Origin of the sequence: Mesorhizobium sp. 113-3-3 (assembly GCF_016756495.1) — a bacterium.
Taxonomy (GTDB): domain Bacteria; phylum Pseudomonadota; class Alphaproteobacteria; order Rhizobiales; family Rhizobiaceae; genus Mesorhizobium.
Genome location: NZ_AP023243.1, coordinates 3129589 through 3145480, shown reverse-complemented (window position 1 = coordinate 3145480; position 15892 = coordinate 3129589). Strand labels below are relative to the sequence as shown.

The following is a 15892-nucleotide window of genomic DNA, read 5'->3' as shown; positions in this document are numbered from 1 at the left end:
GACTCAGCCTCGTTCGTTCAGAGAGGGAGTTGCGGGAATGAATTTGCTTTTGACGCCGTCCACCGGCGCGCCGAGCGGCGGGCGCGGGTCGAGCGCGCCGCCGGGGGTCAGGAAGGACAAAAGCAGCCTGTCGGCCTGCAGCGCCGGCCGGCTGAGCCGGGCGGGTGCGGCCGCGCGCGGCCCGCTCATGGCGGTGCGGCGGATGGTGGTCAGGTTCACCTTCAGCTCGCTGACGCCGGCGGCGTCGAACAGGCCGTTGGCGGTGGCGATGCCGCGGGCGAGCGCATCGGCCTCGAACAGTTCCTGGCGCAGCTGCTCGACCAGCCGGTGCACGCCGCGCCAGCGCTCGCCGAGCAAGGCTGCCCTGGCCTTGATCTCCTCGCCGAGGGTCGCGATGTCGGCGCGGGCCTCGCCGAGCGCGGCTTCCGCGCGGCGCTTGCCGGCGCCGTCAATGGTTTTTTCCAAGAGCGCGATCTGGTCGTTGCAGTCGTCGAGCGCGGCACGCGCGGCGGCGAGGTCGCCGTCGCCGAAGACCGCGCGGTCCTCGGCCTCAGCCAGTTCGCTCTTGCGGGTGATCGCGTCGTTGAGGTCGGTGTCGAGCAAGGCGATGACGGCCGCGAATTCGGCAGCCGTTCGCGCCCTGCCGAGGGTTTCGGCATGGGGGAATGTCATTGGATGTCCTTTTTGGAGAGTGGCCCGGCGAAGGGGATATCTCCCCCCTTGAGGGGGAGATGGCCGGCAGGCCAGAGGGGGTCGGTTCGACCGCATGCGGCCGTCTTCGGCAGATAAAGGTTAGCGCCCCGTCGTACCGACCCCCTCTGTCGCCTTCGGCGACATCTCCCCCTCGAGGGGGGAGATCATCAGCGTCAGCGCCGCGCCCTAAGGCTCGGCGTCGAACACCGGCGTGAACGCGCGGATCGTGCAGGGCGTCGGGTTGACGTGGCGGATGCGCACCTTGCCTTGCCCCTCCCAGCTGTCGTCGATCGGCACCTCGACATTGCCGGTGAACAGCGTCGCCCGCCCGTCGGGCGCGACGATCGAAGGCATGCGCACCGGTTCCCAGCGGCCGCGCATGAAGGACTGCACCTCGAGCCCCGTAGTGTCGGTCTCGAGCAGCGACAGGATTGCTTTCGCCACCTTCTTGCGGCGGCCGATGATGGAGCCGTCCTTGCCGCCGACATCGAGCTCCAGCGTGTCGGCATCAGCCGCATAGGGCAGGCCGAGCTGCCATTTGGCGGCGGTCGCGCCACCTGGCAGCGTCACCGTGCCCCCGCCGCTGACGGCGAGGCCGCGATAGACCTTGCCGTCGGCCAGCACATCGACGGACTGGCCGGCAAGATGCGCCGCCCCGCCCACCGTGGCCACCGCGGCGCCCGCATAGGTCAGCCCGCAGTCGACCTCGAAGGCGTCAGCGATGGCGCCATATTCGAAAGGTGTTGTCTTGATCTCGATATAGCGCCTGGTCACGCCGCCGATGGTGCGCTTGACGACCAGCCAGAGGTCGTCATTGCCGTCCTGGCCCGGCGTCACCGCGGCACTCTCGACGACCGCCCAACCGGACCCGCTGAAAGTGCCCCCCAGGCGATGCCGGTGCATGCCGCGCACCTCCTGGCTTGGCTGATGCGTGTAGCCGCCCAACTCGCCATTATCGAGCGGAAACCACAGCAGCGGGTCGGGGTCGGTCTGGAAGGCCAGCTCGACCACGCCCTGCTTGGGAATATGCTCGGAAATCTGGCCGACATCGTCCGAGGTGAAACGGCTCTGCGCGGTCTGGGTCAGCTCGGCGATCGATTTGCGCGAGCGCGTGACATAGAGGAACGACTGGCCGGCATCGACCGGGCGGATGCGGGCGCAACCGAAGGTGCGCGAGCGCCGGTTCTTGAACGAGGACGGCGTCAGCGCCTCGTCGATGCCGGAGCCCGAAAGCGCGCGTACGCCGCCAGACGTGCCGATCAGCAGCGCGCCGTCGGAATCGGCGATCCAGGCGATGTCGTTGGCCTGGCCGCCACCGGCCTGGATGAACTCCAGCGCATCATCGTCCTTCTCGCCGAGAGCGAAATTGTCGAAGTCGCCGGTGGCCGAGGCATAGACCGAGAACTTCCGGCTGAAGGCCAGGCGTTCCTCATAGAGCGAACCGCTCTCGACATATTTGCCGGGCACGAAGGTGCCGAGCCGCCAGCGGGTGATCGGCGATGTATCTGGCAGCGCATGACCGTAAAGCCTGATCTTGACCACCGTGGTGCTTGTTCGGCTGGTGATCCTGGCCCAGCGCCAGACATTGTCGCCGCCAAGCAGGCGGATCGAGCGGCCAACATCGGTGGTCTGAAAGCCGGCGCCGCCATTGATGCCGACAGTGCTGGATGCGGTAAGATCGAACGGCGTCATCAGGTCGCCGTTCTCGGCCAGCGCGATTTCCGAGATCGAGGTGTTGGAGGCGTCGCCGCCGCCACCGCCGGAAAAGTCGAATCTGTAATATTCGTAGGTCGTCTGGTTCTGGAAATCGTAGAAACGCACCTCCGAGCCAGACCAGCCGGTCTCCGAAGACCTGCTGTCCAGAGTGACGTAATTCACGCCGTTGTTGGAACCTGACAGTTTCCATTGTGTCGGTGTGTCGCCCCATCTTGCGGCATCTTCCGCCGCACTGATCCAGTAAGCGTTGGCCGCCTTTCCCTGGCCGGCAGGGAACTGGTACTGCAGAAGTGCACTGCTGCCTGCCGATATGGCGATAGTGCCGGTGATCGATCGGTCAAATAACCCCCAGCCTATGCCCGTGCCACTGTCGATGACGGTGCCGCTCGGGGTCGTGGCGGAGGTCATCCTGGGCGTGGCGTGGCCGGTGCCCGCCGGCGTCAACGTGGTCGCCGTGGTGTTGATTTCGTCGTAGGGACCGTCGAGAAACGCGAAATCCGTCAGGGTCCATGCCGTGTGCGCGGCGCGCGTCAGGACCTTGGGCGGGTAGTCCTTGTGCACGATCCACATCTGGTCGGCCGACTGGACATAGGCGAGTTCGAACAGGTCCGCTTCCAGATAGGGCGAAGCGACCTCGACCGTGCCGACGCGCGCGCCATAGGCGTAGACGCGGATGTAGAGGTCGCCGAATTCGAGCGCGTAGGCCTGGTCCGCCGAGAAGATGAACGGGATCAGCCGCGTCTTCTTGGCCGAGATCTTGGCCTCGCCGGCGAAATAGGTGCCACCGCGCTTGCGGATGCCGCCATGCGGCAGGGTGACGAAGTTCTCGCATCGGGCCAGTGCGGCCCGATAGAAATCGAGCGAGGCGCGGGCGTGCAGGCGCGGACTGATTTCGCCACGCGTGAAGACATCCTGGACGGGATAAAGCGTGGTCATCAGCGCGAAATCCTGCTGTCGCCGCGCTGGCTGGACCAGGAGGCGGTGTAGAAGCGGCCGCCGCGCTGGATGGCGTTGGCGTTGAGCGCGGCATCCAGCGCCCGGTCATAGGCCGAGCGGGCGATGTCGATCATGCCCGACTTGTGGGTCAGCGGATGCGCCACCTTGATGGCGAGCGCCGCCACCAGCACTTCGGTGAACAGCGCGTCCCAGTCGTTGGGATCGGTCAGGTTGGCGACATAGCGGATGGCCAGCGGGCCGGCCTGGTCGCAATAGATCAGACCTGCCTCCTGGCGCCAGGAAATCGGCGCGCCGTCCGGTTCGCCATTGTGGGTCAAAGGCAGCAGCCGCAGGCAGTCGGCGGGAAGCTCATAGGCCCAGTTCAACGTACAATCGCCGGAACCGGTATCGCTACCGATCACCGACGCGCGCAGGATCGCGAACACCCAGGCATATTTGGTCAGTTCGGCCTCGCATGTCAGGTCGAAATGTAGGTTCAGGAGGCGTGCCGCCTTGACGTCCTGATCGAGACTGTCGATCGGCGCCTCGTCGAGCACGGCCAGCGCCATATTGGCGATATCGATCGGGGTGATGGCCATGTGTCAGGCCTCCATTGGTTTCGGGTCGGTCAAGTCGCGACCCTTTGCGCGAAGGAATGCGGTCCAGACGGGATTGGGCGGGAGCTCTTCGCCCCCGCCCCTCACCTCGGCCTGATCAGGCCTCGGTGGTCTTCAGCGCGATGAAGGTCATGTTCTTGACGCTCGACGCGGTGCGGTCCCAGTTCGCCGCCAGCGCCAGCTCCGCATCGGTGGCAAATTCGCCGGCCGAGGAGGCGTCGAGGAAGCGGGTGCCGGGCACATGCGGCACGAAATGCCGGCGGCCGACCATTTCGGTGACGCCGCCGCCATGGCCCTGGCGCGGCTTGCGGTCGAACTCCAGCGGGCCGCCTTCGGTGTTGACCGGCAGCTCGTTCCACAGGATCGCCTTGTCCTTGAACATGAAGGCGGTATAGACGCCGGCGGCCACCGGAATGTCGTCGTCGACGACAGCGCGCAGACCCATGTAGTAGGGGATCAGCGGCCCGCCCTGCTCGGAGGACGGCACATAGTCGATGAGGTCGGCGAGCTTCAGCGCCTTCATCTGCTTGGAGTGCATCCAGATCGTCTTGAACTTGTCCGCGCGGTCGCCCATCAGATAGGCGGCCTCGATGATGTCGGTGTCGACGATGGAGGCGCCGGTCGTGCGCACCAGGTCGCCGCCGTCATTGGCGATGTTGTCGGCGACCACGCCCTTCAGGATGCCGAGCAGGGTCAGCTTGTTGGCGCGCTGCCAGTACTCGGTCTGCCGCTTGACGATCAGTTTCTGCGGATCGTCGCCGGCCAGGATCGAGGTCAGGTCCGGAACGCCCCACGCCTGGGCGCGGACGTTGCGGGCGGCGACCTCGCGGCGCGAGCCGACCTTCTTCATCTCGATGGAATCGGCCGGATCGTCATTGACCGGCTCGGACGGGTCGTTACCGAGGTCCTTCCAGCCGGGCATGTCGACGGAGCGGCCGCCCATCGACAGTTTGGACGAGATCGCCGGGTCGGAAAACAGGATTCCGGCCTGGTAGATTTCGAGCGACTGCACATGTTCCTCGAAAGCATATTGCGCATAGACGGACGGAACGATCGCGTCCGCGATACGGGTGTAGGCATCTGCCATTTTTGTCTTCCTTCAGCTTGGGTTGGTGGTGACGCCCCCTCACCCAGCCTCCGCTTCGCTCGGCTGACCTCTCCCCGGCGGGGAGAGGAGACCTGAGACGGCGGTGCCAGCCTCTTCTCCCCACCGGGGAGAAGGTGGCCGCGAAGCGGCCGGATGAGGGGGTTTCGGATACGGCTGACCTCTCAGAGAGGATTATTTGGCATCCAGAGGTCGGGGTTCTCCCCGGCCTCGCGAGCCAGCCGCCTTGCGCGGGCGGGGTCGCTTTTGACGAGGGCTGAAATGGCCGTCAGGTTGCGTTCGCCGCCGGCGTTGCGCTTGAACGGATTGCCTCCGCTCGAACGTGCGCCTGCGTCGATCGTGTCTTCCCTGAACATCGCCTCGCCAATGGCGTGGAATGCCTTGGCGATCTGCGGATCGGTCAACGCCCCGTCGGGCAGAAGGATGCCCTTCGCCTTATAGGCGTCGACCAGGCCGAGCTTCTTCATCGCCCGGTTGGCGACCTCGAGCTTCTGGCGAAAGCCGTCGCTGTCGGTCGGCCCCCAGTCCCGTACAAGATCGTCATGAGTGGCCTCCACCGAGCGGGCGAGCGCGATCTCCTGGGCTTTCGCCTGCTCGGCCATGTAGCCGACGAACTTGTCATGATAGGCCTGCGCGGTTCTTGGCGAAGCACCCGCTTCGACCGCCCAGGCCTTGGACGCCTGGGCGAGTTCGTCCGAATAGGCGAAGTTTTCCGGCAGGCCTTCCGGCCTGAGGTATTCGACCTTCTCGGACGAGGTGACCGGACGCATGGTCTCGGGCAGCCGGGCATGAAAGCGTTCCCAGTCCTCCCGTGACGCGTCCGGGCCGGGAACGCGCAGGCTCTCACCCTGCTGACGCTCCAGCTCCGCATAGGATGTGAAAACCCTGTCGAGGCTTTCAGGCTTGGTCCAGCCCTTGGTTTCAGCGAGCTTGCGGTTGCCTTCGGAAAGACCGTCAAACCAACTCTTGCCGACCGCCGGGGCGGACCCGTTGTCCCCGTTGGCCGGTGGCCGTACTGGGTTGCCCGCCGGCTGCGCACGCGCCGCCACGGACCCGGCGTCTGCCAGATCTGTCATGTGATGTTCCTTTGTTGAGGTGTCAGGAATAAGAGCCGGCGTAAGGCTTGTTATCCCCCCCTCGTGGGGGTTGAGGAGTGGTCCGCATAGCGGACGGAAAGCCAACTGCTTGGCTTTCCGAACGACGAACGGCCGGCAGGCCAGAGGGGGTCAGTTCGACTGGGCGCGACCTCTTGGGGCAGATGAAGGTTGGCGTCCGGTCGAACCGACCCCCTCTGTCGCCTTCGGCGACATCTCCCCCTCGAGGGGGGAGATCAGCGCCTAGGCATTATCGCCCCAGTTCTCCCAGAGCAGCGTGATCGTGCCGGTCACGGCGATCGTCCCGTCGGCGTCAATATCCGTGCCGGTGGCGAAGGCCAGGTTGAGATAGAGATCGACCGGCGTCACCGTGCCATCCAGCGTCGCGGCGGCGGCGATGTCGGCGGTCGAGGCGGTGGAGAGCGCGGCGCCGGCGCCGTCCAGCGTGCGCGCGGTCGAGGCCAGCACATTGACCATGGTGCCGGCCAGCGTCGCGCTCGACGCCGCGGCCGAGCCGAGCGACCAGGTCAGTGCCGCATTGTCGTTGATGGTCGAGGCGCGTGTGGTCGGCACGGCGAACTGCAGCCGCGCCGTGCCGCCCTTGATGCGCACCTTGCCGTCGGCGAAATCGAAGAGCTTTTGGGCGGCATAGGCGAGCGCATCGGTCATCGGCACCTGCATGCCGGCGAAGGTGAAGACGGTACGGAAAGCACCGCCCTGCCCTGATGTCACGGCCTTCAGGCCGAGCTTTGGCGGGGCAAGACCGGCCTCGCGGGCGACGGCACGGGCAAGGGTGCGAGGAAGACCTCGGGTCATGGCATTTCTCCATTGTTTTCGATGAGGCAAGCAGAGGTGCGCCCAGCGCTGGAAGGATCGGGCTCGGCTTCGGCCGAGCCGTCGCAGGCTGAATCATTTTGACAAGGACGAGAGCTAGCGCATTGTTCGCAAGAGATGTTTTGGCCACTCCGGTCCATCAAGGCCCGAGAAACCATGTCTTATATCGTGAGCGTCCGTGCCCCCGTTCCGCCGCAATGCGACCGCACGGGACGATCGATAGGGATTTCAGACTTTTAAGGGAGACCTCCATGACCTTTCACAAAGCCATAGCCGCCGTGCTGATGACCGCCGCCCTTGCCGGCTGCCAGTCGCAGACCGAAGGCCAACAGCGGGCCACCACCGGCGCGCTCATCGGCGGCGCCGGCGGCGCGCTCGTCGGCCAGGCGATCGGCGGCAACACCAAGAGCACGGTCATCGGCGCGGCCAGCGGCGCCCTGCTCGGCGCCGTCGTCGGCTCGGCCACCACGCCGCAGCGCCGCGGCGAGGAGATGTGCCGCTACCAGGACCGCTACGGCCGCATCTACACCGCGCCCTGCGACGACCGCTACTACAACGGCAATTATTGACCGCGAGCCGCCTTCGCCCCGTTCACGGGGAGAAGGTCCCGGCAGGGGGATGAGGGGCAGCGCCGAGGCTTGAAAAACCGGCACTGCCCTTACCCCCAAAGCCTTTCGACGCTATCGTCTCTTCTACAAGGGGGGTGACGATGCGACTTCTGATAGCCTCACTGCTGGTTGTCTGTTCGGTCTGCGCACAGGCCAAGGAAGCCATCGACCTCGACCAGATCGGCGGTTGCCTGGTCTTGCCGGTTGCCGCCGTCGACAATCACATCAAAGCCATTTTCGAAGTGAACCTGGACAAGGCCGGCAAGGTCAAGTCGGTCACCGTCGTGTCCTATGAGCCAAGTTCCGAAGCGGCGGCAGAAGCAGCCCGGCAACTTTCGAGATCGGTCCAGCGATGTTGGCCGCCGGGCGTCGAAACCAGCCCGATGCGCATCACGGTGGATCTGAGCAAAGTCTAGGCCTCCAGAAATGCCGTCCTCTCATGTCTGGCCGTCTCGCCGATGCCATGGAACGTTGGATCGTGTGTTGGCGAGCTCCAAGGGCGGGTCGAGTTCGCCATACTTGTCTTCGAAGCGCTCACGCCATTCCTGTTCGTCCAGCAAACCGGCTGAATTTCGGACATCCGCAATACTAACCCCTATCCAGGGAGAGTTGGGCTTCAGCTTGGCATAAGCGCCTCCCACGCCAATAATCGCAGGACGATGGTCCCAATCAACGAAACTAGCCGTGTCCGGCTAGGCGCCCATATCTGATCCCAGGATCAACCCTTCCAGCACGCGCCGCCCTTCCCATCTGCGATGGCACTCGCCACAACCAATCTGGCGCAGAAGCACACAGGATACAACCAAAACGTGTATCCAGTGCGATTGTTTTCACTCTAGCCTCATTGGTGCGGCCGAAACTGCGGATTGTCATCGACGACGAATAATTCGGTATTCGAGATCTCGAACGTACCGGCCGCTCATTTCCTCGGGGCCGCCAAAACGCTCTGCAATCCTCTCGCAAGATCCGCCCTTCTCATGCGCAAACTGTCGCTGCCAGGATTCAAGAGCAGCATCTGGTCATCGCCGAGGATCGAGATGAGAAGATTGCGGTCGATCGAAATCCCCTTCTTCTCAAAACCACTGCCGGCCGCTTCTCTGTCGAAGGTAGCCTCGTCGGAAAATATCGGAATGAACGACTCTCCGTTTATGATGAAATCTTGGAGCTGAATGTCGTGACCTTTCTCGTCTTCCCAGCCACCAATAACAATGACATGGTCGCTCATCTTACAATCCTCTCGGCCTCTGTCGCGATGTATGACTTTTCATCAGTGTTTTTAAAAGATATTCTAGAGCATCGGATTCCGTTTGAAAATTCTCATATTTCGACTGCGAGCCGCGCTCCGTGTAATATACACACCACGCGTCACCGATCTTATCCAAAACAAATGAATCATCTTTGGTATCATACAAGCTATAAGAATGAGGCATAATATTCTCGCGATCGGTGGCGGAATAAAACTCATCTCTGGTCATTCCGTCAACCTCCTTAGGTTTTTCCATACATCGATCGCATCCCCAATCGATGTCTGGAATTTATACTGCTTACCGCCACCGCCTTGACCAAACCAGGGCGTGCTCTTTCCTGACAGAACCTTAACAGGCCTTGCAACCTCGTACACGTTGTATGGCTTGGACTCTACTGTACCAGGAACGAGGCTTCGCATCCAAACAGGGGTACCTTCAGGAGCCGCGAAGGCGCCCGTTTCGGTCCCATAGCGATCAATACGGGTTCCCACAGGTAACGTCTCTTCCACAACAGGTCCTAGGAAACCGTCATTGGGCGGGTAGTAGGAGTATAGACTGGTGCCGGTCTCCGATTTCACTCCTGCGTCAGCAGCCTGAGCGGGAGCAACCTTGGAGGTTGGCGTATTTGCGGCCTCCAGACCACCGATGGATCGTTCTGCTTGCCCTACCGCTCTGGAGCCGAACCATTCAATCGCTCGCGCTATTCCTTTGCCAGCACCTTCGCCCAAGCCCCAGGTCGCCGCATCAGATCCCTGACGCATCATCAGATCTTCAACGTCGTTCGCCGGCTCGTAGTAATCGTCTTCCCTTTTCGGAAATTCGATGCTGGCTCCGCCCAGTGAAGCAAGGTTGTGGCCTATCTGGTTACTGACCTTGCCTAGAGATATCCCGGCATTGGCAGCGAGTTTGCCAAGTGCTTTGGCCTCCGATGCAAATATTGAACTCGTGGATGGCGGTTGATAGCCAGCCTCGACCGGCATGATCCAACCCAGACCAGCGGCAGCCAGTTGCTTAGCCACGGCTGCCCGGGCAACAGGGCCGGACGTTTTCGCAAGCAGCGCGCCTATTTTCGCGTTCTCTTCCTGCTGGTACATACTGCGACTATTACGATTGTCCGAAAGCTCTTGAATGATGTGCGGCGGCACGAGCTGGGGATTCTCGATGCCTAGTCTTTCTTGCGCGGCAAGTGTTATGGCTATCGCCTTGTCGTAAGCTTCCTTGTTATACCCGTCGGGGTCTTCGAGCCCGCCGCCGATCACGGCTTTCCAGGCTGTGGCGATTGCCGGCACCGATTTCGCTACGGAGCCCCAGGCATCGGTTCGTCTTCCGGTGAGAACTCGCATAGCCGCGACGCTGGTCGCCAGGCGATGCAGATTGTCATCCCGAGATCCGCCGGACTCCGAAGTTGCGTTGAGAAAGGCGGCATCGACCTCCTTGTTCGTCATGGTCCGCATGTCGAAGACTTGCTTGTTGACGCCGACCTGCCACTCGAGACCCTGCCGGCGCCTGTCGCCCTCATCGAGGCCGTAGATGATCCTGTAGGCGTCCTTGCCCGGCATTGCGCCGGAATAGGCGCCGGTGCGTGCGATCTCGTCCGGCGCCTCCGCCTCGGCGCGACCGATGGCGGCGCGGATATCAACCTCTTGAGCGAGCTTGGCTACCTTTGCCTTTAAGGCCAGCGCGTCCCGTTCCTGCTGTGGAAGGTCGTCCCTGAACGCCTGCGCTATGCGCTCATCCGGTGTCGGCGTGCCGACACGGTCACCTTTCCCCACAGCCACGTTTGAGCTGCCCGACAAGGAACTGCCTGCGGCTTGCGCGCCATCGCCCGTAGCATCGCCGCCGGCAGCCGGCGTCCCGACACCAAACACCTCCAGCGCGCGCTGCGGGTCCTTGGCGATCAGCGCTTCGAACCGCATCTTCGCCGCGGTGCCGAACCAGTCCTTGACCATTTGCTGCCGGGTGCCGGGATCGACCCCCATCTTGTCGATCAGGTCGAGACCCTGCTGGCGGGCCGCTTCGAAGGTGACGTGGTCGTCGGGGTTGGCGTTGCCGATGGCGATGGCGCTGGTCTTCAGCGCCGTGTCGACCTCGGCCTGCTCATAATCCCTGCGTCGCTGAAGCTGCCGGGCCGCCATGCGCAGCGCGCCGGTTAGACGCATCGCCTCCTTCTGCCCGGCGAAAGCGGCGCGCTGGCTTTCGGGCATACCGGGCAAGGCGGCGGCAAACAGCTTGTCGAACAGGCCGGTCTTGACGACCCGGCCGTTGTACGGATCGACCTGGCCGTACATGGCGTCATGCAAGCCGGCACCGTCGGCCGGCGCGTTGGCCCTCACCTCGTCTTCCGCCTGCGCGATCTGGCCGTTGAACCGGCGGCGCGCCAACTCGGCGTCGAACGCTTCCTGCTGTTCCTTCATCTGCTGACAGCGCTCGGCGACAGCGGAAAGGTGATCGCCCAGCCCTTGCACGGCGCCGCCGACTGGCGATCCCTGCGGGTATTGCGGCGCGTTGCCGGTATCGAGCCGGCGCTTGGCGATGGAAAGCGGGATGACGTGGACCATTGGCGGCTTCCTGCCTGGCTGGCTTTGAACAAAGCGCGGCGCCGGCGATCGCGGCACGGCCGGATCGCGCGCACGCTGGGTTGTCGCGTTCGCGGGTTTTGTCGGATCGATTTTTTTGGAACTGCAGGAGCAGCGGGGCTGCCTGTGTGACCAAGCCGCAGAACCGCGGCGACCGCAATTAGCCCCTTCTCCCCGTTCAACGGGGAGAAGGTTCCGGAAGGGGGATGAGGGGCGGCGCTAAGTTCCGACACGCCGGCGCTGCCCCTCACCTGCCTGCCGGCATCTCCCCGTATAGTGACGGGGAGAGGGGCGCAGCTTCACCGGCTTCGCCTACCCTTCCGCCCGCGCCGCCTTCTCCAGCGCCGCCAGTTGCGTCTCGTCCAGGGTCAAAAACCCCATAATGTGCTGCACCACTTCGGCGCGCGCATTGCTGAGCGCGCTGTGCAGCTCGAAGCCTTCGGGCGTGCGGGTCCGCGCCATCCACTCGCCATAGGACGGCCGCCTGTAGTAGCCGACGGTCGCCGCGAGGTCGGCCAGCACCATCTCGCCATCCTCGCCGGAGAACACGCGCAGATACGCCTTGGTCAGCGCGTCTCGCGCTTTGGCCGGCCCGCCGGCCTGACCGGCGCGGGCGAAGCGTTTGCCGCTCATGCGCCGCCCCCCACCGGCGCCTGGCCGCCCGGTGTGCCTTGGCCGGCGCCCTGCCCGCCACCGGCGCCCTGCAGCATGTCTTGCAGGCCGTCGAGCAGGCCGCTGTCGCGCGCCTGCACCGCCGCCGGCACCGCATCCTTGGCCACCTTGCCCGCACTGGCGATCGCCGCCATGCCGGCCTGCGCCTGCTGGGCCTTGGCTCTCGCGTCACGCAGACCGTCGACCTCTTCCTTGCGCCGAAAAATGCGCTGCGGGCTGCGGCCGGCGCTCTGCACGATCTTGATCGCCTCGTCGCTGTCGATATTGTCCATCACGCCGGGATCGAACTGCGCCATCTGCATGGCCGTCGTCACCACCTGGATGGTGTCGCGCGCCTCGGCCGAGCGCCTGAGCACGTCGAGCGGGCCGGTGAAGGTCGGCCGCACCGTCTTGCCGGCCAGGCTCTCCGGCGGCGCGAAGCGGCTGTCCTCGTCGTAAAGCCCCTTGTCCACGAGAATGCCGAGCTCGCGGTCGAGATTGGTGGCGAAGCCCGCCTGGATGATCGAGCCGGAGGGCCCGAGCAACGCGCCCTTCTCTTCCTGCCGGATCAGCGCTTCGGTCGCCGTCATCTGCGGGTTCTGCACCAGCGTCTGGAACAGATTGACGAACATCATGTCGCGGATCTCGTCGGCGCGGCTTTGCGCATAGTTGAAAGCATAGGTCGGGTTCTGCCCGGTGGTGATGGGCGCAATCAGCGGCCGGCCATTGTCGTCGATCAGGCCGGGATAATTCTCGCCGGGATTGAGCACCGGCACATAGTCGAGCCTGGCCTTCGAGGCGGTCGCCGGATCGGTGATCTGCTGCAGCGCGCGCAAGCCGGAGCGGCGCACCGCGTTTTCCTCGCGCACCGTGGTCAGCGCCTCGATGGCCGGCGAGATGCCATAGGGGTCGCCCTCATAGCGGCGCCAGTTGAAAGTCGACACCGGAAAGGTGCGGAACCCGCTTTCCCTGACAATCTCCTCCTCGTCCTCGATGACGTGGTAGGAGGCGAACGCCGTGTCGAGATACTGGTACTGATCGCCCAGCCGATACATCTTGCGCTCGTCGCGCGGCTGGATGCATTGGACCAGCGAGATCTTTTCCTCGCATTTGACCGGGTCGTCGACCAGCACCTTGATGCGCGCCGGCAGTTTGTCATAGCCGAGCAACTGCGCCGCCTGCCGCGCCGTGCGCTCGTAGCGGCGATGGAAGATGTCGACCTGGCCCCAGCGGTTGCGGCTGAGGTAGCCCTCGACCACGGGGATCGAGGCATAGTGGATCAGCGTGTTGCCGAACCCTTCCTCGGCATAGAGATAGGCCGGGCCGTAGCGCACGACATTGCGCAGGCAGGCTTGCGTGGCCGGCACAAAGTTCGAATTGGCGGAGTAGCGCAGCGAGAACAGGAAATCGCGCAAGGCTTCCGCCCATTCCTTCTCCTCGTCGGTCTCTTCATCGTTCATCGCCGCCGTCGACAGGCCATGCCATTTTTCCGACTGCGGGATGATCAGGCTTTCCAGGCCTGCGGCCAGGCGATTGGCGGCCGAGTTGATGGTGTTGGCGTAGACGCGGCTGCCGCGCCGCTCCTGCCGTTCGGCCTGTGAGTCCGGCCCACCGCTCCGGCGCCCGTTCCAGACATCGGGCGCGTCGGGGTCGCAGAACTCCGCCACCTGCTCCCACACGGCCTCATACTGGCCGCGCTCGGTCTCGAGCTCGGACTGGCGCGACAGGATATCGCGGGCGCGGGAATCGGTCATGGGTGCCTCGCTGGGGATGTGGGGAAGAAGTGATGGGGCGGCGGGTGATGCCGCTGATCTCCCCCCTCGAGGGGGAGATGGCCGGCAGGCCAGAGGGGGTCGGTTCGACTGGGCGCGGCCTCTTGCGACAGATGAAGGTTGGCGCTCTACGCGAGACGACCCCCTCTGTCGCCTTCGGCGACATCTCCCCCTCGAGGGGGGAGATTACCCCCGCTTCTTCACCAGCCGTGCGTGCCGGCGCCAGTACCACCAGTCCAGCACGCGCCGGCGAAAGCTGCGTTTCATCGCGGTCATGGTCAAAGCCCCAGCAGCACGCGGCGCTGGCCGGTGAGGCTCGACGGCGCGAGGTCGGTCTTGATGGTGCTCTGCGTGCCCTGGCGCTGTTCGAGCTCAGCCCGCAAGGCGTCCTCGCGCGCCTGCACATCCTTGTCCTGCACGGTCGGCGCCGGCGGCAGCGGCTTCAGTTCCGGTGGTTTTTGAAACAGACACATGGTTCCAGCCTTCTCTTGTCCAGTCGTAGAGGAAGAAATCTTCGCCGTTCTTGCCGTAGCCCAGCAGCAGGCATCGTTGCGTGGCGCCGAGCCGGCCAAGCCAGCGCATCGCCAGACCGTTGGCGGCGAGCGCGCGGGCCTCGACCCGCCATGCGCCCCGCGCCGCGACCTGAGGTCCAAGCACGGCATGAAAGAATTCGGTGATCCCGGGCACGCAGCGCTTCATGCGGCGCGTGCCCCAGCTCCAGGCGATCCACAACCCGCCGCGCTGCTCGGCTGCGCCGAACCCCGCCTCCGGATTGCCGTCCAGCTCGGCGACATAGGCAAACCCCTGCAGCGCGGTGAGCGCCAAGAGCGCCGGCGACCAATGGTCAAGCTGGCAGTCGATCTCGGCACGGTCTTGCGGGCGCAGGTTCGCGGCGATGTAGGAGAGATCGCGCAGCGTGGCGGGGACGATACGGACGGTCATGGATGGATTTTCCTCCGCGGGAAGCGAAGTCATCGTCAGGCGAGAAAAGCGCCGGCGATCCCAGCCTCGTCATTTCAGGGCGAAGCAAGGAGCGCAGCGACGCGGCCCCCTGGAACTGCTCCGCAGCCAAGCAATCCATTGCGTGACATCAAGGCATTGCGACGATGCGCAGGCGCCCGCGTTGCTTCGCAATCGTCGCGGCCGCACCAACCATCGTGCAAAACAAAACCCGCCTCGAGGGCGGGTCGCTGGCGCAAATCAGCACCATAGGTAAAATGTACCATTGCTGCCCTCACGCCGTCAATTGGCGTGAGAAAAAATTCCTATTTCATAATTTGCCGCGTCCCACTCGTCCGAGCGCGCCGCCTTCTCCAGCGCCGCCTTACGCTGAATTTCGATAGTTCGATTCCAGAAGCGCACCACTTCAAAATGCTCTTGTCTGGTCAACCAGATCTTGTTCTCCAAACTGACTGGATCGCCACCAACCGCAATCGGCTTGATCTCGAACAGTTCCATGCCCTTGGAGCGAGAAGCTGTATCTTGTACGCTCATTTCAAATCCTCCAGCGTAGCAAATAGACCGGGATTACGGTGACACTGAACTATTTCTCCAGTCTCAATCAGAGGTTCACATCAGTCGAGAATTACGGTGACAATGCACCATTTTCCATGCTCAGTCTGGAGGTCCACATCCGTCACATAGATACGGTCGATAAAAGTGCACTGTCACCGTAATTCCAGTCTAGGCTTTTGGCTTCGCCTTCCTGACTTCTTCTATGGCCATGTTTAACGCCGTTTCAAAGGCGTGCCTTAAGCCAGAAATCTTGTCCTTCCTCAGCGCGGCAGTTTGTTTTGAAATAGGCGCGAGTTCCCAAACGAGCGCGTTACCTGTCTCCAGCAGGTGAGCCAGAGCTGCATCCGTTGCCTGGCTCGTTTCCAAAAGGTCGCGGGACTTCTCAATGTTCAGCTGCAGATGACGCTTGATCCCTTTCACGTTGCCCGCTTCCGCATGGATCGCCTCTCTGCGCAACTTATGCAGGTACTCTACCGCTGCTCCGATTGGCATTTGTTCCTCCCTTGCTGTCGAAACCTAACGGATCAC

16 protein-coding genes are annotated in these 15892 nt (G+C 63.7%); 2 read left to right on the top strand and 14 right to left on the bottom strand.

Annotation, left to right across the window (positions count from 1 at the left end):
* Window positions 1–3: 3 nt before the first annotated feature.
* The 6 genes from JG746_RS15385 to JG746_RS15360 all read right to left on the bottom strand — a co-directional run bounded on the left by JG746_RS15385 (window position 4) and on the right by JG746_RS15360 (window position 6977).
* A complete protein-coding gene (locus JG746_RS15385; RefSeq protein ID WP_202358896.1) occupies window positions 4–672 on the bottom strand; it encodes a hypothetical protein in 669 nt (222 codons plus the stop codon).
* Window positions 673–879: 207 nt separating this feature from the next.
* Window positions 880–3345 (bottom strand): hypothetical protein, encoded by a 2466-nt coding sequence (locus JG746_RS15380; RefSeq protein WP_202358895.1) that lies wholly within the window; start codon window positions 3343–3345, stop codon window positions 880–882.
* Window positions 3345–3944 carry a hypothetical protein gene (locus JG746_RS15375; RefSeq protein ID WP_202358894.1) on the bottom strand — a complete coding sequence of 200 codons (600 nt, stop codon included), beginning with the start codon at window positions 3942–3944 and terminating at the stop codon, window positions 3345–3347. The genes JG746_RS15380 and JG746_RS15375 overlap by 1 nt, the downstream gene beginning before the upstream one ends.
* Before the next feature lie 115 nt (window positions 3945–4059).
* The gene (locus tag JG746_RS15370) at window positions 4060–5049 is read right to left on the bottom strand and encodes a Coat protein (RefSeq protein WP_202358893.1); all 990 of its coding nucleotides are present in this window, start codon (window positions 5047–5049) and stop codon (window positions 4060–4062) included.
* Window positions 5050–5231: 182 nt separating this feature from the next.
* On the bottom strand, window positions 5232–6143 hold the full coding sequence (locus JG746_RS15365) for a hypothetical protein (RefSeq protein ID WP_202358892.1): 912 nt from the start codon (window positions 6141–6143) through the stop codon (window positions 5232–5234).
* Window positions 6144–6404: 261 nt separating this feature from the next.
* A complete protein-coding gene (locus JG746_RS15360) occupies window positions 6405–6977 on the bottom strand; it encodes a hypothetical protein (RefSeq protein WP_202358891.1) in 573 nt (190 codons plus the stop codon).
* 269 nt (window positions 6978–7246) lie between these two features.
* Between JG746_RS15360 and JG746_RS15355 the strand changes: the two genes are divergently transcribed.
* Window positions 7247–7564, top strand: coding sequence for a YMGG-like glycine zipper-containing protein (locus JG746_RS15355; protein WP_056570230.1), 318 nt, complete (start codon window positions 7247–7249; stop codon window positions 7562–7564).
* Window positions 7565–7704: 140 nt separating this feature from the next.
* Window positions 7705–8019 (top strand): hypothetical protein, encoded by a 315-nt coding sequence (locus tag JG746_RS15350; RefSeq protein WP_202358890.1) that lies wholly within the window; start codon window positions 7705–7707, stop codon window positions 8017–8019.
* Window positions 8020–8522: 503 nt separating this feature from the next.
* Here the strand turns inward: JG746_RS15350 and JG746_RS15345 are convergent.
* The 8 genes from JG746_RS15345 to JG746_RS15310 form a co-directional block, all read right to left on the bottom strand.
* The gene (locus JG746_RS15345) at window positions 8523–8828 is read right to left on the bottom strand and encodes an SseB family protein (protein ID WP_202358889.1); all 306 of its coding nucleotides are present in this window, start codon (window positions 8826–8828) and stop codon (window positions 8523–8525) included.
* A gap of 246 nt (window positions 8829–9074) precedes the next feature.
* Complete coding sequence (locus JG746_RS15340) at window positions 9075–11408, bottom strand: TNT domain-containing protein (protein ID WP_202358888.1); 2334 nt, start codon at window positions 11406–11408, stop codon at window positions 9075–9077.
* 330 nt (window positions 11409–11738) lie between these two features.
* Window positions 11739–12059 (bottom strand): Bbp19 family protein, encoded by a 321-nt coding sequence (locus JG746_RS15335; protein ID WP_065005325.1) that lies wholly within the window; start codon window positions 12057–12059, stop codon window positions 11739–11741.
* The gene (locus JG746_RS15330; RefSeq protein WP_202358887.1) at window positions 12056–13831 is read right to left on the bottom strand and encodes a portal protein; all 1776 of its coding nucleotides are present in this window, start codon (window positions 13829–13831) and stop codon (window positions 12056–12058) included. Before JG746_RS15330 ends, JG746_RS15335 begins: the two co-directional genes overlap by 4 nt.
* Before the next feature lie 296 nt (window positions 13832–14127).
* Complete coding sequence (locus JG746_RS15325; protein ID WP_202358886.1) at window positions 14128–14268, bottom strand: hypothetical protein; 141 nt, start codon at window positions 14266–14268, stop codon at window positions 14128–14130.
* A complete protein-coding gene (locus JG746_RS15320) occupies window positions 14222–14791 on the bottom strand; it encodes a hypothetical protein (RefSeq protein ID WP_202358885.1) in 570 nt (189 codons plus the stop codon). Before JG746_RS15320 ends, JG746_RS15325 begins: the two co-directional genes overlap by 47 nt.
* Before the next feature lie 300 nt (window positions 14792–15091).
* Window positions 15092–15343, bottom strand: coding sequence for a hypothetical protein (locus JG746_RS15315; protein WP_202358884.1), 252 nt, complete (start codon window positions 15341–15343; stop codon window positions 15092–15094).
* A gap of 189 nt (window positions 15344–15532) precedes the next feature.
* The gene (locus tag JG746_RS15310) at window positions 15533–15856 is read right to left on the bottom strand and encodes a hypothetical protein (RefSeq protein WP_202358883.1); all 324 of its coding nucleotides are present in this window, start codon (window positions 15854–15856) and stop codon (window positions 15533–15535) included.
* Window positions 15857–15892: the final 36 nt, after the last annotated feature.